This window comes from Mucilaginibacter terrenus (assembly GCF_003432065.1).
GTDB lineage: Bacteria > Bacteroidota > Bacteroidia > Sphingobacteriales > Sphingobacteriaceae > Mucilaginibacter > Mucilaginibacter terrenus.
The window spans coordinates 1,930,346-1,952,300 of the sequence record NZ_QWDE01000001.1 but is presented as its reverse complement, the minus strand read 5'-3'; the positions used below and the strand labels follow the sequence as shown (position 1 = coordinate 1,952,300).

Sequence of the window (21,955 nt, the reverse complement as noted above, 5' to 3'; positions counted from 1 at the left end):
CGGATAGCTCCGGTTTTTACATTCAAAATTCGATATTAGTAAGAAAATATATGAGGATAGCAGTATACGGCAGGCAGTTTAACGATCCGCAGGTGTTCCCGTTCATCAGGCAGGTTTTTGATAGCCTTGTGCTGCATAATGTAGAAGTGTACATACATGCACAGTTTAACGAGTACCTGCAGGGCAATGTAGATACTTCGCCTTATAACGTACTTCAGCCAACAGACCCTATAAAGGATTTCATCGACATTTTTATCACCATTGGTGGCGACGGCACATTGCTGGATATGGTTACGCTTATCCGCGACAGCGGAGTGCCAGTTATAGGCATTAACTTTGGCCGCCTGGGTTTCCTGGCCAGCATTAATAAGAACGATATCGTGGCAGCTATTCACGCGGTAGTGAACAGGGAGTTTACACTGGATAGCCGGGAACTGCTGGTGATAGATTCTGACGATAAGATATTTGGTGAAGACAACTTTGCGCTTAACGATGTTACCATACACAAGCGCGATGATTCGGCCATGATCACCACGCATGTGACGTTAAATGATGAATTTCTGAACTCCTATTGGGGCGATGGTATTATCATATCCACCTCCACCGGCTCAACCGCATACTCGCTTAGTTGCGGTGGCCCCATTATCTTCCCGCAATCAAACAGTATAGCGCTAACGCCCGTATCTCCACATAACCTTAATGTAAGGCCGGTGATACTGCCCGATACCAGCAAGCTATCATTTGAGGTAGAGTGTCGCGCAAACAACTACATCGTATCTTGCGACAGCCGCACGGCTACTATTGATAAAACAATGCAGTTCAGGGTGTATAAGGCCGGCTTCAGGCTCAATTTAATCCGCCTGAATAATGAAAGTTACTTATCCACGTTAAGGAAAAAGCTGTTATGGGGATTGGACGCCCGTAACTATTAACATTAACGGATGCCAAAACTCTCCGCTATTTTATTCTTTTGCTTTATAGCCTTAAACGTAAGCGCCCAAACCTGGGAAATAGGCGGCAACTTGGGTGGTGCAGGTTACATTGGCGATCTTAACAGCAATCCGGTAAAGCTTAGCGGCGGCTCTTTCGGATTATTTGTGAAACGCAATTTCAATGGTTACTTAGGGGCAAAGCTTAATTACCAGTACGGTAAAATAGCAGGCGCGGACAGCACATCGCGTTACGAACAGATCTACAACCGCAACCTGAGCTTTACCGACGGCCTAAAAGAACTGAGTCTTACAGCCGAGTTCAACTTCATGAAGTACATTCCGGATGCCGGCAAAAACAAGTACACGCCTTATGTATATCTGGGCGTTGGGCTAACAGCCTTTGCACCACATGCTATGTACGGCGGAAGCGAGGTTTCGCTCCGCTCTTTAAGAACGGAGGGGCAGGAGTCCGAATATCGTAAAAACACCATGGTAATACCCTATGGTGCGGGTTTTAAATACAACATTGGCGGCAAATGGACCCTGGCTGCCGAAGTTGGCTACCGGTATACCCGTACCGATTTTCTTGACGATGTAAGCGGTTTATATGCTGATAAAAGTAAGCTGCCAAATTCTACATCGGTAGTTCTGTCGGACAGGTCTGGTGAGCGTGGCGGTGCATACATAGGCACACCCGGTACCCAGCGTGGCGATCTTCGGCCAAAGGACATTTACATGTTTGCAGGTTTTACGCTCACCTATACTTTTGTGACCGAAAAGTGCTACTACGAAGAGTAATTGTAAAGGCATCCCAGTTGCCTTTTCTCCCCGGACAAGAATGAATTATAGTCAGGTTCCCTAACTCTCTTTAAGAAATTTCGTGCATTGCTCACAAGGAAATCTTCTTTATGCGGGTTTTTTGTAATCAATCAGAAACCAATACGTCATTGCGAGGATCGAAGCAATCTTCCTATGGAAAAGGTTGCCGCGAGCATGTCGGGAGATTGCCACGCTATCGCTCGCAATGACGATTTCTTGTATTACCCTCTTTGCGCAAAGCGGAGGGAGGGTGGACGAGAGACAGCGATGTCGGGGTGAGTTAGTGCTCATGAGGAATGAGTTTGCTTTATTAACGCTAGTGGATGTTCATTTCTTTTGACACCAAAAGAAACGAACCAAAGAAAAGTGCCGGCTACGTTACGTTCTGTTAAAGTTAGTGTTTTAGCATTTGCTCTGCCACCCGAACGTTCCTGATGCCGGTTTTTAAGTGCTTGTTCTGGCACTACGTAATTGCAAGAAATACAGCAATCAGATGAAAGGGTCGCACGCAAGCACATCCGGAATGATGGCGTTGTACTTGTAAAGCGCGCATTTTCTCCTCACCCTCTTTGCGCAAAGCGGAGGGAGGGTGGACGAGCGATAGCGATGTCGGGGTGAGTCGTCCTGCGTTCCTTTTCTTTTACTCACCTTTTTGGGGCAATATAGTGTCAACGAGCAATAGCAACATCGGATGGAATTTACAGTTAACAGGTTCTACAAAGTTGTTAAAATAGTGTTTTTCGGTTTTTAATTTTATAATTTTATATATAACAGAATTATATTTTGTTTATCAAAATTAATTAGTACTTTTATTCGTTGACTAGTAAGCACCAATTATTCACCTAAACAACTAAAGCCATGGCTGAATTAAACACCGCTCCCGAAAACAAGGGCAAAAAAGTTCCCAGGAGCAAACAAGCCTTACGGGTAGATCTTACCGCAATGGTTGATCTGGCCTTTCTGCTCATTACCTTTTTTATGCTCACCACTACACTTGCTAAACCAAAGATCATGAAGGTGGTGATGCCGGTTGCTGATGCAGAGCCTGAGCCGTCAGGTGCATCCCGTAGCCTTACTATTTGCCTGGGTGCTGATGATAAAGCTATGTGGTATTTAGGCACAGCAGATGAACCGATAATATCTGCCACCGTAACAAACTACAGTAAGGATGGGCTGCGCAGGGTAATTAACAACATGCGCCAAAAAGTTCTTGAGACTACAGGTAAAACCATGCTTGTACTGGTGAAACCATCTGCAAAATCGGTCTACAGCAACCTGGTGAACACTATTGACGAATTAAATATTGCCGCTGTCGATCAATACTCAATAGCTGACACGGATGCAAAGGACGTGGCCATGCTGCGGGATAAGCATGTGTACTAATCTTACCCTAAACTTTATATAATTAAAACAAAAGCCTTTTTCCTGCAATGGAAAAAGGCTTTTGTTTTCTGGTACGGGCTTACATTACAGTTCACTTTCTAAAAAGCGGGTATCGTTTCGCTTTCGCTACTCCGGCCATTATTTCTTTTCCGTCATACTAAAATAATACAAAGTAAGTTTTACCTTTGTCACCTGAAAAAAAATAGCATAAGTTGTTGAAAGCTTTGCTTAAAGCAAGGTGTTTTACAATAATGCATGTATTTGATAGCTGATGTCGGGCTGTTAAAACCGCAGGTAGAAATGAGTTACAAAGATCAGATTGATTTGCAGAAATTGCCCCGCCACATAGCTGTTATTATGGATGGTAATGGCCGCTGGGCTAAAGGCAAAGGCAAACTAAGGGTATTTGGCCATCACAACGGTGTGCTGTCTGTACGTGATGTAGTTGAGGGTGCCGGCGAGCTTGGGGTAGAATACCTAACTTTATACACCTTTAGTTCCGAAAACTGGAACCGCCCCTCCTTTGAGGTAAATGCCATTATGGAGCTCCTCATCAGTACCATCAATAAAGAAATAAATAAGCTGATGCAGAATAATGTACGGCTTAACGCGATAGGGGATATGCAGCAGTTGCCGGGCAAATGCTTTAGAGAACTTAACAACGCAATAATTAAAACATCAACAAATACGGGGCTGGTACTTACACTGGCTTTAAGCTACAGTTCGCGCAGGGAAATGGTGCATGCTGCTAAAGAGCTGGCCACCAAAGTGCAAAGCGGAGAGCTGCAACCCGAAGATATTGATGAGCAAATGTTTGAAGATAATTTATACACACACGGTATGCCTAACCCGGAGCTTTTGATAAGAACCAGCGGCGAGTACCGTATAAGTAATTACCTGCTGTGGCAAATTGCCTACGCCGAACTGTATTTTACCGATAAGCTGTGGCCCGATTTCAGGCGCGAAGACCTGTTTGAGGCCATACTGGATTACCAGAAGCGGGAGCGCAGATTTGGACTTACAAGCGAGCAGGTGAACTAAATTTTTTCTTTTAACAAATTTTAACAACTGTATAAATTATTTTTAGCCCACTAAAATATTCGGATGAATAAAGTTTTTTTCGCTATACTTTTCTCTATTATAAGTACTGCTGCAATAGCGCAGGTTCCGGGCCAAAGGCGCGGAGGGCTTACCAAAACCATACCTGCTGATAGCTTAAGCTACCTTAACCCCAAGGAGTATATCATCGGCGGCGTGTCTATCAGCGGGGCTAAATATCTCGACAAGGATGTATTGCTCCAGATATCCAAACTAAATAAAGGCGACCGTATCACTTTACCCGGTGAAGCCAACGCCAACGTTATTAAAGACCTTTACAAACAAGGTTTGTTTGACGATATTCAACTTAATGTTACCGACATTAATGCAGATACCATTTACCTGCAGATTGCCGTTGTGGAGCGTCCGCGTTTATCAAGGTTAAAATTAACCGGTATACGTAAAGGCGAAATAGAAGACATTAACAAAAAACTAACCGACAAAACAGGTAAGATTGTTAACGAGAACCTGCTGAGCACTACTACAGCAATCATTAAAAAGCACTTTAACGAGAAGGGCTATCTAAACACTACAGTCAACATCACCCAAACCAAAGACCCCGGCGACCCCAACAGCGTTATACTTAACGTTGCTGTAAACAAGGGGAGCAAGGTGATGATACAGCACGTTACGTTTGAAGGTAACAAGGAGTTCTCTCAAAAGAAACTGCGCAAGTACCTTTCAAAAACCCGTCAGCGCCGCTGGTACAATATCTTCGGTTCTAAAAAATTCAAGCAGGACAAGTACGAAGAAGACAAGCAGAACCTGGTTGATCAGATGCAAGGTAAAGGCTATCGCGATGCAGAAATACTAAGCGACACCGTTACCAAAAACGACGAGAAAACCGTTAACGTAAAAATTAAGGTTTACGAAGGCCCTAAGTATTACTTCGGTAATATTAAGTTCTCAGGTAACGCTCAGTACCCTGCCGAACTGCTTACCCGTATCATGCAGATAGAAAAAGGACAGCCGTTTAGCGAAGAAGAGCTTAACAAGAGGCTTACCGGCCCAACGCCAAATAACGATGACGTTTCATCGCTATACCTTAACAACGGTTATCTGACCTTTAATGCTGATCCGGTTCAAACACGTGTTTACAACGACACCGTGGACCTGGACATCCGTATTTATGAAGGGCCGCAATACAATATTGGCCGCGTGGTATTAAAAGGTAACGACGTTACCAACGACAAGGTAGTAATGCGCGAGATACGCACCAAGCCTGGCCAGAAATTTAATAAAGAATTACTTATCCGCAGTGCGCGTGAAATTGGCCAGCTGGGCAACTTCGACGAGCAGAAAATAGATCCCCGCCCAACCAATATCAACCCTGCCGAGGGTACAGTAGACCTGGTTTATAACGTGGTAGAAAAACCGTCCGACCAGATAGAGCTATCAGGTGGTTTTGGTGGCGGTCAGCTGGTGGGTACACTGGGCTTAACGTTCAACAACTTCTCGCTTCGTAATATCTTCAACGGTAAGGCTTACCGCCCGCTGCCAAAAGGCGACGGACAAAAGCTTAGCCTGAGGGGACAATCAAGCGGCCGTACTTACCAGAACTTCTCGTTCACTTTTAGCGAGCCTTGGTTAGGTGGTAAAAAACCTATCTACTTTGCACTGTCTGCTTATACGCAAGGAAGCTCTACGGGTCAATACTACCCAAAAAGCAGTCCAAACTACAATAAACTGCGTATTAATGGTGTGGGTGTTACCCTGGGTAAACGCCTTAACTGGCCGGATAACTACTTCCAGTTGAACTACTCATTAAATTTTGACCACTACGACCTGGATAACTACGGAGGTTACCTGTTTAACAATGGTACATCGTACAACATTAAGTTAACGCAGGAGCTTAGCCGCAACTCTATCGACGTTCCTCTCTATCCTACGCAGGGTTCAAACATGAAACTTACCCTACAGGGTACGCCGCCATACTCGTTGTTCAATAGCACCAACTATACTATTGCAACGCCAGAGGAGCGCTACCATTTTGTAGAGTATTACAAGATCAAGTTTGACGCGCAATGGTTCACCAAAATTACCGGTAAGCTGGTGTTGATGTCTCAGGCAAGGTTTGGTTTCCTTGGCCAGTACAACAGCAAGGTAGGCCCATCACCGTTCGAGCGCTTTAAATTAGGTGGCGACGGTATGCAGAGCTACCAGTTCCTGCAGGGTACAGATATTATTGGTATGAGAGGTTACGAGAACTTTTCGGTAGTGCCGGAAGGGTCAAACCTTACCGCCAATACAAACCAGGGTAACGCTATTTATAACAAATACACTTTTGAGTTAAGGCACCCTGTTGTTGCCGGTTCATCGGCTACAATATACCTGCTTGCATTTGCAGAAGGTGGTAACGTTTGGGATAATATAAACAAGGTAAATCCGTTTAACGTAAGACGCTCGGTAGGCTTTGGCGCGAGGATTTTCTTGCCGATATTTGGTTTATTAGGTTTGGATTATGGTTACGGTTTCGACAAGATCCCCGGCCAGCCTGATGCCAATAAAGGGCACGTTCACTTCTCTATCTCACAAAGCTTAAGCGGCGGTTTCAATTAATTAATTTGTAAATTTATTTATGAAGAAGATAATTTTAGTACTGTTTTTCACGTTTTCAGCATTCACCGCGGCACTTGCGCAACGTTTTGCTTATGTCGATTCGGATTATATTTTGAAACATATACCCGATTACGCTTCATCACAAAAACAATTGGCAGCATTGTCTGACCAGTACCAGAAAGAAGTTGATGGCCGTTTTCAGGAGATTGACCGACTTTATAAAGCTTACCAGGCAGACCAGGTATTGATGACCCCTGAAATGCGTAAACGCCGCGAGGCCGAAATTGTAGAAAAAGAAAAAGCGGCGAAGGATTTCCAGCGCCAGAAATTTGGTCCGGATGGTGAGCTTTCACAAAAAAGCACATCCCTTATTAAACCAATTCAGGATAAAGTGTCCAAAGCAGTACAGGCGGTAGCCGAGAGCGAAAACCTTGACATGATATTTGACAAGAACAGCGAAGTGATAATGTTATATGCAAGCCCTCGTTACAACAAAAGCGACGATGTGATCACCCGCTTAGGACTTAAGCCCGGCGTATTAGCCAAGTAAAAAAAAATACATAAATTCGCGAACTATTTTTTAAACACCAGAACAAAACAAATGAAAAAACTATTTAAAGTTGCTTTGGTTGCAGCAGTGATGTTATTTGCAGGCAACTTTGCACAAGCTCAATCTAAAATTGGCCACATTAACTTTGAGCAACTTGTTAGCTTAATGCCCGAGACTAAAACACTTAGTGCACAGATAGACGCTTTCAAAAAAACTTACGTTGATAACCTGCAGGCGATGAATACCGAATTGCAGAACAAAAGCGCTGATTACCAGAAGAACCGCGCTACCATGACCGAAGCTACACGTACAGTTAAAGAAACTGAACTGAACGATCTGGGCAAACGTTTCCAGGATTATCAGCAAACAGCTCAGCAAAAGGTAGAAGAAAAAGGTAACGAATTAACCAAGCCGCTTATTGATAAAGCACGTGCTGCTATTGCTACTGTTGCAAAAGCAAAAGGTTATACTTACGTTTTAAATTCATCACAGACAGACCTTATTGTGTCTCCTGCTGCTGATGACCTAATGGCAGCTGTAAAAGTTCAATTGGGCTTAAAATAATTAAACCATAACTTATTTTTAAAGCGCCTTGCTAACAGGGCGCTTTTTTTATTTTTACCAAATGGCAAACAGCAGCCCCTTAGGCATATTTGATTCGGGTATTGGCGGGTTAACTGTATTCCGCTCCATAGTAGAGCAGCTACCCGGGTACGATTACCTTTACCTGGGCGATAACGGCCGTGCACCTTATGGTAACCGGTCGTTTGCTACCATACACCAGTACACCTGGGAGTGCGTACAGTGGATGTTTAAGCAGGGCTGCCCTTTGGTGATACTAGCATGTAATACAGCATCGGCAAAAGCGTTGCGTACCATACAACAGCAGGATTTGTCCGCCCAGCATGCAGATAAACGGGTATTGGGTGTAATACGCCCTACGGCAGAAGTGATAGGCAACTACACGCAAAGCCGCAATATTGGCGTGCTAGGCACAAAGGGCACGGTGCAAAGCGGATCGTACCTGTTAGAGATAGAGCATTTCTTTCCCGAATTGAAAGTATATCAGCAGGCCTGCCCATTATGGGTACCGTTAATAGAGAACGGTGAGTACGACAAGCCGGGTGCCGACCATTACGTACAACTTTATCTGGATCAGTTGCGTAAACAGTCGGCTGATATAGACACTATATTACTCGCCTGCACCCATTACCCCTTGCTGCAGGAAAAAATAAAAGCGCATTTGCCGGCAAACGTTAATGTAGTAGCGCAAGGCGGCATAGTAGCTGCCAGCTTGGTGGATTATCTTAAACGCCACCCGGAAATGGAGACTAGGCTGAGCAAGGCAGGTACCCGCACCTTCTACACCACTATAGACGATACTGCCGAGTTTAATCACCACGCCTCGTTGTTCTTTGGCGAAGAAGTAAAAAGCGAGAGCGTTGATGTAAGTGTGGGATGTGAGTAGTGGTAGAATAATCAATACTACATCGTCGTTGCGAAGAACAAAGCAGTCTTCCCGGCGCTAATTACCACTACTAAAAAACCCCTACCAAAACAGTCAACTATCCTGCTCATTTAGTAAGTTTGCACGCTAAAGCAAACGCCTTGGAGTTTTACCTTACATATTTTATTGTAGCAATAGGTCTGTTCGTTTTTGTAGGCCTTTTTACAATGGTTGGCGTTTATGCCGAGCGTAAGGTTAGCGCGTTCATTCAAAATCGCTTAGGCCCAACCGAAACAGGTAAATTCGGGTGGTTGCAGGTGCCGGCCGACATGCTGAAGATGGTACAAAAGGAACTTATTATCCCGGCAGCTGCAGATAAGATTTTATTCCTGCTTGCGCCTGCCATCATATTTATTGGTGTATACCTGGGCTTTGCGGCGTTGCCTTGGGGCCCCGGAGTGGTACCTGCAAACATTAACATAGGGTTATACTATGTTTTCGCTATCATCTCTATAGAAACCTTAGGTATCCTGATGGCGGGTTGGGGGTCCAATAACAAATATTCAGTATTGGGTGCCATGCGTTCTGCTGCGCAAATCATCTCTTATGAAATACCCGCGGGTTTTGCATTGATAGCGGTAGTGATGATCGCCGGGACGCTTGATTTGCAAGCAATAGCCTTGCAGCAGGGCATTTTATCAGCGGAGAAAATCAAGTTTTTAGGATTGTTAGATGTATCTGCCACCGGCGGAATACTCTCGTGGAATATATTCAGGGGGCCGCATTTGCTGGTAGCCTTTGTTATTTATTTTATTGCCTCCCTGGCGGAAAGCAACCGCGCACCTTTCGATATCCCGGAAGGGGAGTCTGAGCTGGTAGCTGGCTTCCATACCGAGTTTACAGGGCTGCAATTCGCGCTGGTGTTTTTGGCCGAGTACAGCATGATGTACCTGGTGTCGATGGTTGGTGTTATATTGTTCCTTGGAGCATGGAACTCGCCACTGCCTAACATGGGCTCGGTTGCATTGGCAACGTGGACTACAGGCACCGTATGGGGCATTATTTGGATATTGTTAAAAACGCTTGCACTGGTAGGTGTGCAGATGTGGATCCGCTGGACCTTGCCGCGTTTGCGGGTAGACCAACTGATGCGCCTCTGCTGGAAAGTACTTACACCCGCGGCGTTCGCCTGTATGTTGATATCTGGCGTATGGCGTTTGTGGGTAATGCAGTAGTTAGGCGAGTAGCAGGCTTTTAAAAATTGATAGCAGAGAAGTGATAAACAAGATAGTAAACGGATTTAAAACAGCAGCGCAGGGCCTAAGCCTTACGCTGAAGCACCTTTTTAGCGGAAACTCGCGCCGCAAGGTTGTGTCCGTTACTGATAACAATTACTTTAAACTTCAGGAAGACACCACTACCATACAATATCCAAAACAGCAACTGCCTATACCTGAAGTAGGCCGTTACCAACTGGATGTAGAGATAGACGACTGTATTGTATGCGACCTTTGTGCCAAGATTTGTCCCGTAAACTGCATTGATATTGAATCGATAAAATCGACCCAGGGTACGATTGGTGAAACCTCCGACGGATCAAAAAAGCTGCTTTATGCTGCCAAGTTTGATATAGATATGGCCAAATGTATGTACTGCGGCCTGTGTACCATTGTGTGCCCTACCGAGTGCATCACCATGACCAATCAATACGATCGCACCGTATTCGACCTTGGCCAGCTAACCTATCAGTTCTCGGATATGTCTCCGGAGGAAGCCGATGAGAAACGCCGCCTGCTGGAACAACAGCAAGCCGAAAAGCAGGCCGCTAAACAGGCTGCCATGAAAGCGAAGGGGGGCAGCGCGTGAGCCTCATTAAAATAATGTTCTACCTCATGAGCCTGGTTGCGGTTGGTTCGGCACTTACAGTTGCCATGAGCAGGAACCTGGTGCGCAGCATTTTCATGTTCTTTATAACACTATTCGCCCTGGCTGGACTTTACGTGCTTTGCCTGGCGGACTTTGTGGCGGTCACCCAAATAGTAATATACGTGGGCGGTATACTGGTGCTTATTCTGTTTGCCTTTATGCTGTCCGGCAAGGAGGCTTTGGCGGCAGCTGCCGAACAGGAGAATAAATTTATTAGTCTGAAGAACTGGCCCGCTTTGCTGTTGGCCGGCTTGTTTTGGATGGTAATGGTGAATGTGGTGCTGGATGCTAAAGTTGATGGCCTGGAGTGGCTGCTGTTATCGAAAACAAGCAACACAGCTGCGACGCCCGGAATAAACAACATCGGCATCAACCTAATGACGCGTTACCTGCTGCCCTTCGAAGCAATATCTATCCTGCTGATGATTGCATTGGTTGGAGCGGCGCACCTATCGCGTAAGGAGGACAAGCAATGATAGGCTTGCAAGACTATATGCTGGTGAGCGCTCTGTTGTTTTGCATAGGGCTGTTCATCGTGGTATCAAAAAAGAACGCCATACAGGTGCTCATCGGCATCGAACTGATGCTGAACGCCGCCATACTTAACCTGGTAGCGTTCAGCCGTTACGACAGCTTTAAGAACGCCGGGCAAATGTTCGCCTTGTTCGCCATTGTACTTGCCGCAGCAACCACAGCTGTGGCGCTGGCGATAATACTTAATGTATACCGCCGGTATAAAACCATTAATCCTGATGAAGTAAACCAGTTAAAGGATTGAACCCGGCTAACCTAAATACCGACGCGCAAACTGTAACCTTCGCCATAATGGCGGCGGTACTGCCTTTTGCTGCCTTTGCGGTTAACTTTTTGGTGTTTACAAAAAGTAAGGTTGCTGGTTGGGCATCAACGCTGGCTATTCTAGGTAGTTCTGTGTTGGCGGCTACGGTTTTTGCAAGGGTATGGAACACCCACACTATCCATGTGCAAACCGTATGGTTTACCATTGGGGCAACTAAGGTTTACGCGGGCATACTGCTCAACAACCTGTCTGTACTGCTGTTAGGGCTGGTTTCTGTAGTGGCTTTACCGGTGCACGTTTACGGCACCACGTACATGAAAGACGACGAGAACTTCAGCCTGTACTTCCGTTATCTGAGCTTCTTTTGCTTTAGCATGCTGGCGCTGGTTATTGTAGATAGCCTTGTATTGTTTTACGCTTTCTGGGAACTTGTAGGCTTTTCATCGTACCTGCTTATTGGTTTTTGGTACCACCGTGATAAGGCAGTAGCGGCCAACAAAAAAGCCTTTATCATGAACCGCATAGGGGATATAGGCCTGCTGTCGGCGATAATCATCCTGTTCGTGCAGTTTGGCACGTTTGATATAGATGCACTATTCCGTTCTGACGGCCTGGTTGCGTCGTCGGTTCTCGCCAATGGCGAATGGACGAGTACCATTAATCACCTGCCGGCTATGTGGCATTATATAGCTTTTGCGGGGATATTTCTTGCGGTTGCCGCCAAGTCGTCGCAGTTTCCGCTGCATACCTGGCTGCCCGACGCTATGGAAGGCCCGACATCCGTCTCAGCGTTGATACACGCTGCTACCATGGTTGCTTCGGGCGTGTTCCTGCTGGGCAGGGTTTACCCTTTGTTCAATGCCGGTGAGCTTACTTTTCTGGCTATTATCGGTTGCTTTACGGCTTTCATGGCCGCTACCATCGCCCTTACACAAAACGATCTTAAACGCATCCTGGCGTATTCTACGGTATCACAACTAGGGTATATGGTAATGGCAATGGGCGTTGGCGCATACTCGTCTTCGCTGTTCCACCTGGCTACGCACGCGTTCTTTAAATGCTTGTTGTTCCTGGTAGCAGGCGTTATTATTCACGAAGTAAAACACATCAGCGACGAAAACAATCTCGACATAGATCCGCAAAACATCCTCCACATGGGTGGCCTGCGTAAACGATTACCCGTAACATTTTGGGTGGCAATCGTAGGAGCCGTCGCGCTGATCGGCCTCCCGCTTACATCCGGCTACCTGTCCAAAGATGGTATATTGATACAAGCCTTTAACTGGAGCGATGGCAAAAGCGGCATTTTTAAACTTGTCCCTGCTATAGCCACCTTCACCAGCTGGTTAACGGCATTCTACGTTGCAAGGCTTATTGTAAAAGTATTCTTCGGCGAGTTCCGCCTGTTGCAAATGAAGCCGAACATCAGCGTGCACATTAGCGATGGCGGCTGGGGTTATAAGGCGCCTTTGATCTTGCTCGCGCTTTGCTGTTTGTTCCCGCTGTTTAGTATTAACCCGTTCTCGTACGAGCAAGCCTGGCCCTTTACCGGGCTAATGCAGGCGAATGCACCGGCTGTAGAAGGTGCTTACCATCTTGTTGTACCCGTGCTGGTAAATGTTGTCAGCTTACTGGTAATGTACGGTGCTTACCGGCTGTATTCCGGCCGCAGCACATGGGCGTTCCCGCAGAACAACCTGCTGTTCCGGATATCGTGCAACGAGTGGTATATCGACAGGTTTTACAACCGTGTCATCGTGAAATATGTAGTGGCGCTCAGCACCGCCGCTTTCTGGTTCGACCGCAAGGTGGTGGACGGCTTTATACATTTGCTGGAGAAAACCGGACAACTGGTAGCTAAAGCCGCCGCCTGGACCGACAAATATATTATAGATGGCACATTGTGGCTGCTTGCCCAAATTGTGCAGGCAATAGGTAATTTTACACGCCGTTTCCAGGGCGGTAAAATCCAGTACTACCTGTATAGCATGCTGCTGGCAGTAATTGTATTTTTTGTATTTAAACTGATCTGGACCTGATGAACATATTAACCCTGCTCATATTTACCCCTGCGTTGTTCGGCCTTATTATATTGCTGCTGCCTTCGTCGTTACGGGTTGCCTACAAGTATATTACGCTGGCTGCTACGCTGGTGCAGTTAGGCATCAGCATCTGGATGTATTTTAACTTCCAAACGGGTGCGGGTTTCGCGGGGATTAATCATGAAGAGCAGTTCCAGTTCGTACAGAAGCTGCCCTGGATACACCTTGACCTTGGCGCGCTCGGCCGCATGCAGATAGATTATTTTGTAGGGATAGACGGTATCTCCATCACCCTGATGGTTATGACGTGTTTGGTAATGGTGGTTGCCGCTATTGCCTCCTGGGAAATAAAAGGCAATCTTAAGGGCTTCTTCGCGCTGTTCCTGCTGCTGGATATGGCGGTGGTGGGTGTGTTCTGCGCGCTGGATTTCTTCCTTTTCTATACTTTTTATGAATTGATGCTGCTGCCACTTTATTTCCTGATAGGGATGTGGGGCGGTGCACGGCGTGAATATGCGGCTATTAAGTTCTTCCTGTATACGCTCTTTGGTTCGGTGTTTATGCTGCTGGTGATGGTAGGGCTGTACTTGTCTGTAAAGGACCGCAGCACCGGCGATCACACATTTAATATGATTACGATGATGGACCCGGCCAATTACGTCCGGAGTTCTATATTCTCCACCGTTACGCATCAAACCATATTTGGCCTGCCTGCGCGTATGGTGGGCTTTGTGGTGCTGTTTGTGGCCTTTGCCATTAAAGTACCCGTTGTTCCTTTACATACCTGGCTGCCCGATGCGCACGTAGAAGCGCCAACCCCTGTATCCATTATACTTGCCGGTGTGCTGTTAAAGATCGGTGGCTATGGTATCATCCGTATCTGTATGGGTATCTTCCCTGATGCCGCGCACCAGTCGGCTTTCTGGCTGGGGTTGCTGGGTGTTATCTCCATCTTATATGGCGCTTTTAACGCGCTGGCACAGCAGGACCTGAAACGGCTTATCGCTTATTCCTCCGTATCACATATGGGCTTTGTGTTGCTGGGTATAGCCTCTAATACTGCCGAAGGGATTAGCGGCGCCATTATGCAGATGGTGAGCCATGGCTTTTTGTCTACTATGCTGTTCTTTTTAGTTGGTGTGATTTATAACCGCGTGCACGACCGGTACATATACCATTTCCGTGGATTGGGTAACCTGATGCCACGCTATACGGTTTACGTGATGATCGCGTTCTTCGCGTCACTGGGCTTACCGGGCTTTTCGGCTTTCGTGGCCGAGGCTTTCTCGCTGGCGGGTGCTTTTAAATCCCAATCGGTTAACGGCTTGCTGCCTTACTGGATGGCTATATGTGGATCGGTAGGTATATTGTTGAGCGCGGGTTATTTCCTGTGGACGCTGCAGCGCATGTTCTTTGGTAAACTTTCCCTAAAAGGAGGGGAGATATGGCGCATTGCGCTTACCGATCTCAACTTTAGGGAAACCGCTACGCTGCTGCCGCTGGCGCTCATCGCGCTGGGCTTGGGTGTAATGCCTTCGGTGGTATTTGATAAGATAAACGACTCGGTACTGGCGCTGGTTAATTATATGGGTAAATAATTTGGCGGACCTTTATGGAAAATGCCCGGCAAGATCATCATACAGGTAAATAAATTATAAGCCATGAAGAAATTCTTATTTATTGCCTGCCTGTTGATATGCTCTGCTACTGCCCGTGCAGAAGAAGGACAGAAGATTGCCTCGAAAATAGAGAACGTAACAGTGTTCCTTAATGGCGCGCAAGTTACAAGAACATCTTTAGTGAATATTGTACCTGGGAACTATGCACTTGTTTTCGAGAATTTATCCCCCAATATAAATGTACCAAGCATTCAGGTACGTGCTGCCGGAGATTTTACCATTCTGTCCGTCAAGCATGAGCGTAATTTTTTAGGTGAGTCTGCTAAAACCAAACAGACCGAAGAGTTGCAGACAATGCAAAAAAGTTTAAAAGATAAAATAGCACTGCAAACTGCATTGCTAAATATTAATCAGGAAGAAGCCAACATGCTTGCCAAAAATCAGGTGGGAAACGGTCAAACCGGTGGGCTGGACGTAGTAAAATTAAGAGCAGCTCTTGATTTTCAAACCTTGCGTCTAACTGAAATAAAGAAAAAGGAACTTGTAATAAACAACGAACTTGAAAAGCTGAACGAACAGCTACAGAAGTATGACAGTCAGCTTGATGCCCTACAACGAAGCCAGTTACCCTCTACCAGTAATATCGTCGTAAATATATCTTCCAAAATAGCCTTACAAGCCAACTTCACTTTGAGCTACGCTGTAGGCAACGCATTTTGGTACCCAACTTACGACATCCGGGCCAAAAATGTGAACAGCCCAATAACAATAGCCTATAAAGCAAATGTGTCTCAACGTTGTGGCGAAGATTGGAAGAATGTAAAACTGACATTGTCTACCGGAGACCCTTCTGTAAGTGGCGTAAAGCCAGAATTGAATCCTTATTACCTGAACTTATATACGCCGCGCCCTTTAGCAGGTAAAAGTTTTTCAAGCCAGTCTCTAAACGAAGTGGTTGTAGTAAACGAATTCAGGAGCACAAACCCGGTTGCTGTTAACCCTACAGAAAACCAGACCAACATAGAATTTAAAATTCAAAATCCTTTCTCTATCCCAAACGACGGCAAGCCGTATACCGTGGAGATAGACCAAGTGACCATACCGGCTACCTATCAGTACTATGTGGCACCTAAGTTAAACACAGATGTATTTCTTAACGCCAGAATAATTGACTGGACTAAGTTTAACTTCCTTTCGGGAGAAGCCAGCATATTCTTCGAGGGAACTTTCGTAGGAAAATCTGTATTAGATACACATACCGCTAGTGACACGTTGCAACTGTCGTTAGGCATAGATAAGAGTATCCTGGTAAAACGCACTTTGCAAAAAGACTTAAACGAAAAACAAGGCCTGTTGGGTTCCAGCAAAAAAGAAACACGCGACTGGCTGATATCAGTAAAGAACCGTAAAACGCAGCCTGTAAACATCCTGGTACAAGATCAGGTACCGGTGTCACAGAATACCGCTATTGAGGTAGATGCGCAGGAAACCAGCGGTGCGGAAATGGATAAAGTTACCGGCAAGCTGTCGTGGAACTTAACGCTGGCACCGCAGGAAGCCAAACAACTGCGTGTTAAGTACCAGGTAAAATACCCCAAAAATCAAGTAGTAATTGTACAATAACCCATGCAGGACCAACTATCCGACATATCTAACCAGTTAAGCGGCGCCCTTGTTAGCTTACCCTACTTAATGCCCGAGGTGTACATCACGGTGTTGTTTGTTGTGGTACTGCTTACCGATCTTCTGTTCAGGAAGAACTCCGCCTGGTTGTGCCGGATAGTTGCCGCTGCCGGGGTGCTGCTGGTGCTGTTTAAGGACGCGCAGCAGTTTAGCATGATAGCCTCCGGTCCGCAGTTCATCTTCAGCGGTATGCTGCTGCTTAATCACATGGCCATCATCTTTAAAATGATAGTAGGGGTGCTGGCGTTTATACTGCTGCTGTACTTTAGCTGGGATAACCGCCTTAAGATACACCGTAAAGGCCTGTCGGACCTGTACAGCATTGTTACCGGCTCTTTGCTGGGGCTGCACATCATGGTAATGGCTGTAAACATGCTGGCTATGTACCTGTCGGTAGAAATGGTTTCTATAGCATCGTACCTGTTGGTAGCGTATAAAACCGAAAACGGCATCAGTGCCGAAGCGGGTTTGAAGTATGTATTGTTCGGCGCTGCATCGTCTGCAGTAATGTTATACGGCATTTCATTGGTTTACGCCTTTACGGGCGAACTGAACCTGTTTAACCCAATTGTGGTGCAGCAACTGGGCCATGTAAACCAGCTAAGCGTATCGTTTGCGGTGATGCTTATTTTGCTGGGCATCGGCTTTAAAATGTCGTTTATTCCGGCCCATTTTTGGGTGCCCGATGTTTACGAGGGCGCTGCTACACCTATTACGGCTTACCTGTCTACCCTGCCTAAAATTGCGGCATTTGGCTTATTGGTAAACTTTATTACCCCGCTGATATTTTACGGCGGCTGGACAGGGTTTGATATCCGTGCTGCTTTTTCGGTCATTGGCATTGTAACCATGATAGGGGGTAACTTTGCTGCCGTGATGCAGAACAACGTAAAACGCATGCTGGCTTATTCCAGCATAGGGCATACCGGTTTCGCACTAATGGCGATAACCACATTCATAGGGCAAGGCATACAGGCGCTAAGCTACTACCTGCTGGTATACGGTATTGCCAATATCGCCGCGCTGGCACTTGCTAACTATTTTGAGAACGCAGAAGGGATAACCGATGTGCGCGAGTATAAGGGGCTTGGCTTTAAATACCCATTGGCATCAGTAGCTTTTGTGGTAGTGCTGGTTTCGCTTACCGGCATACCGGTGAGCGCTGGTTTCACAGCCAAGTTATTTGTTTTTTCGGCGCTTTATGGTACCTATCAGCACACGCATGATACCTGGCTGGCCGCACTAATGGCTGTTGGGGCGCTGGTGACGGTGGTTTCGCTGTTCTATTACATCAAAATTCCGCTTAATCTTTTTATTCGCCGGTCGGAATTGCTGGTTAGCGAAAATAAGTGGTCTATAAAGCTGGTGGTATTATCTACAATACTGGCTGCAGTGCTGCTTATTTTTGGGATTTTCCCAAATTTGTTGATAAAGTACATGTAGTTAATAGAAATTTTACAAATTTCATTACAGATGGATTAAAAAATTATATTTTCAGCCATTCTTAGCAAAGAGTGCTGTAAAATATGAAACGTTATATCCCTTTCTTCATTATCCTGGTCATCCTGGCGCTAACTTTTGCGTTTCCGTCGGTAGATCATGATACAACTACTACTGCAAACTTTAACACGGGCGATATTGCCTGGATGCTGATGTCTACCGCGCTGGTGCTGATCATGACACCCGGGCTGGCGTTCTTTTATGGCGGTATGGTGAATAAGAAGAACGTGATATCTACCATGCTGCAGAGCATTGTTTGTATGGTTATCATCACCGTAATGTGGGGCATATTTGGTTTTAGCCTGGCTTTTGGCGACAGCATTGGCGGGGTAATAGGCAACCCCTCTACCTTTTTTATGATGAAAGGCATGCTGGGTAACGCAAGCTGGAAACTGGCACCAACCATCCCGCTGCTGCTTTTTGCCATGTACCAGCTTAAGTTTGCTATAATTACCCCTGCACTTATCACCGGCGCGTTTGCCGAGCGTATTCGCTTTAATTCTTACATCATTTTCCTTTGCCTTTTTTCCGTGTTCATCTTCTCGCCGCTGGCCCATGCCACCTGGCACCCCGAGGGTATACTGGCTAAGCTGGGCGTGCTTGATTTTGCAGGTGGTACAGTAGTGCACATGTCTGCAGGTTGGGCGGCACTGGCATCGGCGCTTTATCTTAAGCGACGCAACGAGGCCAATCATTCGCCGGCACGTATCACCTATGTAATGATAGGTACTGGCTTGTTGTGGTTCGGTTGGTTCGGTTTTAATGCGGGTTCGGCATTTGGTGCAAACCATACGGCGGTAATTGCGCTGGCGACCAGCACAACCGCTTCTGCAGCCGCAGGCGTCACCTGGATATTTTTCGACATACTGCGCAAGCGAAAACCTTCTGCAATGGGCACCTGTATAGGCGCCGTAGTTGGTTTAGTGGCTATTACCCCGGCAGCGGGTTACGTAAGTGTACCGCACTCGCTGGCCATAGGCATTATATCGGCAGTGGTAAGTAACCTGGTGGTAGAGTGGCGCACCCGTACCAGTATTGATGATACGTTGGATGTGTTCCCCTGCCATGGGGTAGGTGGTATGGTGGGTATGCTGCTTACCGGTGTGTTCGCCAGTCAAAAAGTTAACCCCGGCATTACCACCGGCGAGGGCTTGTTCTTTGGCCATACGCATTTATTCCTTATACAATTGGTGGCACTGGTAGCCACATCCATATTCTCTTTCTTTGGGTCGATGCTGTTGTTAAAAGTTACCGATATGATTTCGCCGTTGCGTGTACCTTACGAGGATGAGCTGGTTGGCCTGGATATTAGCCAACACGGGGAGAAGCTATAGATTTCAACTTAAAGTGTTTCGCCCGGAGTGTTTCGCTTCTATCAGGTAAGAAAACCTATATAACATAAGTATTTAATTTATAATTACTTATACAGTCAGGTGTTATTTCGGCACTGTTTCGGGTTGTTTCGCTTTGTTTTTTAAACTTCTGATAGCGAGTACATTAATAAAATTAAGTGTTTCGGGTGTTTCGCTTTACCGAAACGAAACACCTCCCGGTATTACACCATATAATCCGGGAACTTGTTAATTCCCGTTTACAGTTTTCATTATATTTGGTGAACACAGCACCTCATCGCATGAAACGTATTTTCACCCTTGTTACATTATCATCAATTTTATATACCGCCAGTGCGCAGGATAAACCTGCCGACAGTGGCGTGTTTCTGCTGCACAAATTTGAGCAGCATATTGGTAAGGAAACCTATAAAGTAACCAATAACAAGGACTCAAAAACCTACGAGGTCGACTTTAAGTTTGTTGACCGTGGCAGCCCGGTTCCGCTAAAGGCTACCATAAAAGTAAACCCGGTATACGAGCCACTGGAACTAGTTGTAAAAGGCCAAACATCCAGGTTCTCCAAGGTGGACGATGCTATTAAGATGCAGGGAGGCTCGGCCGCTATACGAGTCGGCGATTCAACCTATACAAAAAGCATTGGCGCTTTAACCTTCCCCGTTACGGGTTACTCACCGGCGACCGTTCAAATGCTGCTGTTAAAATATTGGAACAATCATAAACAACCGGCTACCATCAACACGCTGCCGTTCGGCGCATTGCAGATCAGGAAGGCGGGTACGGATGTACTCACGTTTGAGGGCAAACCGTTGTCGTTCATTCGTTACACCATCAGCGGCCTAATATGGGGCGACGAGCAGGTATGGACCGATGCCGCGGGTAACCTCATCTGCATCCTCACCATTGATGCCGAAGGCGACAAGACAGAGATGATGAGCGAGCCTTATGAAAGTTTACTGCCCGAGCTGATAAAACGCGCAGCGAGCTACGGCATGGAGGCATTTGCTAAAGCTGCCCCGGCGCAAAAAGGCTCTACAGGTGTAATCGCTATAAAAGGGGGGAATATTATTGATGTATTGACTGGCACCAGCACGCCTAATTCGGTAATGATATTGAAGGATGGAAAAATAGAAAGCATAGGTAAATCAACCGTTCCGGCGGGCGCACAGGTGATAGATGCCACGGGGAAAAGCATAATGCCCGGTCTTTGGGATATGCACGCGCACTTTGAGCAAACGGAATGGGGGCCGGCCTACCTTGCGGCAGGCGTGACCACCGTACGCGACTGCGGTAATGAGCTGGGCTTCATAGATGCCATTCGCGACGCCATTGATGGTGGAAAAGGTATTGGTCCAAAAATATTGATGGCGGGGATTATAGACGGAAAAGGGCCAATGTCGCTCGGCATAATTCAGGCAGATACAAAAGAAGAAGCCATTAAAGCTGTTGATACTTATAAAGAAAGAGGCTTCGACCAGATTAAGGTTTACAGTTCTGTTAAGCCGGCAATATTAAAAGTGATTTGTGATAAGGCGCACAGACTTGGGCTAACCGTTACCGGCCATATTCCTAACTACATGTCGGTAAGGACGGGTGTTGATTCGGGTATGAACATGGTCAATCACATCCAGTATGTTTATTCGATAATGAAGCGGAACAAAGACCGTTCTATCGATTTCAACGACAGTGTAAATGTAAAGAACATCAAGTTCCTGCTTGATCATAAGGTGGTAATTGACCCTACGCTTGCTGTATATGATCTAAGCATGCGCAACATCAAGGATGATATCACCAAAATGGAACCCCGTTTTTACGACCTGCCGCTGCCGCTGCAAACACAGTTTAAAACAACCGGTGAAGAACCGGACCAGGCTGCAAAACTTAAGCCCATAACAAATGCATTTGGACAGATTGTAAAGAAACTATATGACGCCGGCGTGCCGATTGTGGCGGGTACTGATATGGGTTTCCCCGGCTTTAGTGTACACCGGGAGCTTGAGCTTTATGTAAACGCAGGGCTTACACCTGCACAAGCTTTAAAAACAGCAACTATCATTCCCGCGCAGGTGATGGGGCTTGGCAGCAAAACAGGTTCGGTAACCGTCGGGAAAAACGCCGACCTTATAATCGTCGACGGTGACCCGCTTAACAGCATCAGCAACACCCGCAATGTTAATGTAGTAATAAAAGGTGGCAAGGTTTACGATCCCGGTACCCTGCACAAATTGGTAGGGTTTAGAAAGTAG

The 21,955-nt window shown here is 46.2% G+C and carries 18 protein-coding genes; all 18 read left to right on the top strand.

The genetic code is table 11. The features are described 5' to 3' along the window. The first annotated feature begins 50 nt into the window (after nt 1-50). The 18 genes from DYU05_RS08725 (at nt 51) to DYU05_RS08640 (ending at nt 21,955) form a co-directional block, all read left to right on the top strand. A complete protein-coding gene (locus DYU05_RS08725; RefSeq protein ID WP_117382561.1) occupies nt 51-932 on the top strand; it encodes an NAD kinase in 882 nt (293 codons plus the stop codon). Nucleotides 933-941: 9 nt separating this feature from the next. After that, nucleotides 942-1,730 carry a type IX secretion system protein PorG gene (gene porG, locus DYU05_RS08720; protein ID WP_117382560.1) on the top strand — a complete coding sequence of 263 codons (789 nt, stop codon included), beginning with the start codon at nt 942-944 and terminating at the stop codon, nt 1,728-1,730. 879 nt (nt 1,731-2,609) lie between these two features. Next, nucleotides 2,610-3,134 carry an ExbD/TolR family protein gene (locus DYU05_RS08715; RefSeq protein ID WP_117382559.1) on the top strand — a complete coding sequence of 175 codons (525 nt, stop codon included), beginning with the start codon at nt 2,610-2,612 and terminating at the stop codon, nt 3,132-3,134. 300 nt (nt 3,135-3,434) lie between these two features. Continuing rightward, nucleotides 3,435-4,175 carry an isoprenyl transferase gene (locus DYU05_RS08710; protein ID WP_117382999.1) on the top strand — a complete coding sequence of 247 codons (741 nt, stop codon included), beginning with the start codon at nt 3,435-3,437 and terminating at the stop codon, nt 4,173-4,175. 63 nt (nt 4,176-4,238) lie between these two features. Next, nucleotides 4,239-6,791 (top strand): outer membrane protein assembly factor BamA, encoded by a 2,553-nt coding sequence (bamA, locus tag DYU05_RS08705; RefSeq protein ID WP_117382558.1) that lies wholly within the window; start codon nt 4,239-4,241, stop codon nt 6,789-6,791. A gap of 19 nt (nt 6,792-6,810) precedes the next feature. Continuing rightward, entirely contained in the window at nt 6,811-7,341 is a 531-nt protein-coding gene (locus DYU05_RS08700; RefSeq protein ID WP_117382557.1) for an OmpH family outer membrane protein, read from the top strand. Nucleotides 7,342-7,392: 51 nt separating this feature from the next. Beyond that, nucleotides 7,393-7,905 (top strand): OmpH family outer membrane protein, encoded by a 513-nt coding sequence (locus DYU05_RS08695; RefSeq protein WP_117382556.1) that lies wholly within the window; start codon nt 7,393-7,395, stop codon nt 7,903-7,905. Between the two features lie 61 nt (nt 7,906-7,966). After that, nucleotides 7,967-8,809 (top strand): glutamate racemase, encoded by an 843-nt coding sequence (gene murI, locus DYU05_RS08690; protein ID WP_117382555.1) that lies wholly within the window; start codon nt 7,967-7,969, stop codon nt 8,807-8,809. Nucleotides 8,810-8,949: 140 nt separating this feature from the next. Further along, nucleotides 8,950-10,023 carry a complex I subunit 1/NuoH family protein gene (locus DYU05_RS08685; protein ID WP_117382554.1) on the top strand — a complete coding sequence of 358 codons (1,074 nt, stop codon included), beginning with the start codon at nt 8,950-8,952 and terminating at the stop codon, nt 10,021-10,023. A gap of 40 nt (nt 10,024-10,063) precedes the next feature. Next, nucleotides 10,064-10,654 (top strand): NuoI/complex I 23 kDa subunit family protein, encoded by a 591-nt coding sequence (locus tag DYU05_RS08680; protein WP_117382553.1) that lies wholly within the window; start codon nt 10,064-10,066, stop codon nt 10,652-10,654. Next, a complete protein-coding gene (locus DYU05_RS08675) occupies nt 10,651-11,190 on the top strand; it encodes an NADH-quinone oxidoreductase subunit J family protein (RefSeq protein ID WP_117382552.1) in 540 nt (179 codons plus the stop codon). Before DYU05_RS08680 ends, DYU05_RS08675 begins: the two co-directional genes overlap by 4 nt. Then, on the top strand, nt 11,187-11,492 hold the full coding sequence (gene nuoK / locus DYU05_RS08670) for an NADH-quinone oxidoreductase subunit NuoK (RefSeq protein ID WP_117382551.1): 306 nt from the start codon (nt 11,187-11,189) through the stop codon (nt 11,490-11,492). The genes DYU05_RS08675 and nuoK overlap by 4 nt, the downstream gene beginning before the upstream one ends. After that, the gene (locus tag DYU05_RS08665; RefSeq protein WP_235853975.1) at nt 11,489-13,552 is read left to right on the top strand and encodes an NADH-quinone oxidoreductase subunit 5 family protein; all 2,064 of its coding nucleotides are present in this window, start codon (nt 11,489-11,491) and stop codon (nt 13,550-13,552) included. Before nuoK ends, DYU05_RS08665 begins: the two co-directional genes overlap by 4 nt. Then, nucleotides 13,552-15,153: a complex I subunit 4 family protein gene (locus DYU05_RS08660; protein ID WP_117382550.1), complete on the top strand. Its 1,602-nt coding sequence runs from the start codon at nt 13,552-13,554 to the stop codon at nt 15,151-15,153. The genes DYU05_RS08665 and DYU05_RS08660 overlap by 1 nt, the downstream gene beginning before the upstream one ends. Nucleotides 15,154-15,216: 63 nt before the next feature. Beyond that, nucleotides 15,217-16,797, top strand: coding sequence for a DUF4139 domain-containing protein (locus tag DYU05_RS08655; protein WP_117382549.1), 1,581 nt, complete (start codon nt 15,217-15,219; stop codon nt 16,795-16,797). Nucleotides 16,798-16,800: 3 nt separating this feature from the next. Beyond that, nucleotides 16,801-18,300, top strand: coding sequence for an NADH-quinone oxidoreductase subunit N (locus tag DYU05_RS08650; protein WP_117382548.1), 1,500 nt, complete (start codon nt 16,801-16,803; stop codon nt 18,298-18,300). 83 nt (nt 18,301-18,383) lie between these two features. Beyond that, the gene (locus tag DYU05_RS08645; RefSeq protein WP_117382547.1) at nt 18,384-19,691 is read left to right on the top strand and encodes an ammonium transporter; all 1,308 of its coding nucleotides are present in this window, start codon (nt 18,384-18,386) and stop codon (nt 19,689-19,691) included. A 299-nt stretch (nt 19,692-19,990) separates the two neighbouring features. Next, on the top strand, nt 19,991-21,955 hold the full coding sequence (locus tag DYU05_RS08640; protein WP_117382546.1) for an amidohydrolase family protein: 1,965 nt from the start codon (nt 19,991-19,993) through the stop codon (nt 21,953-21,955).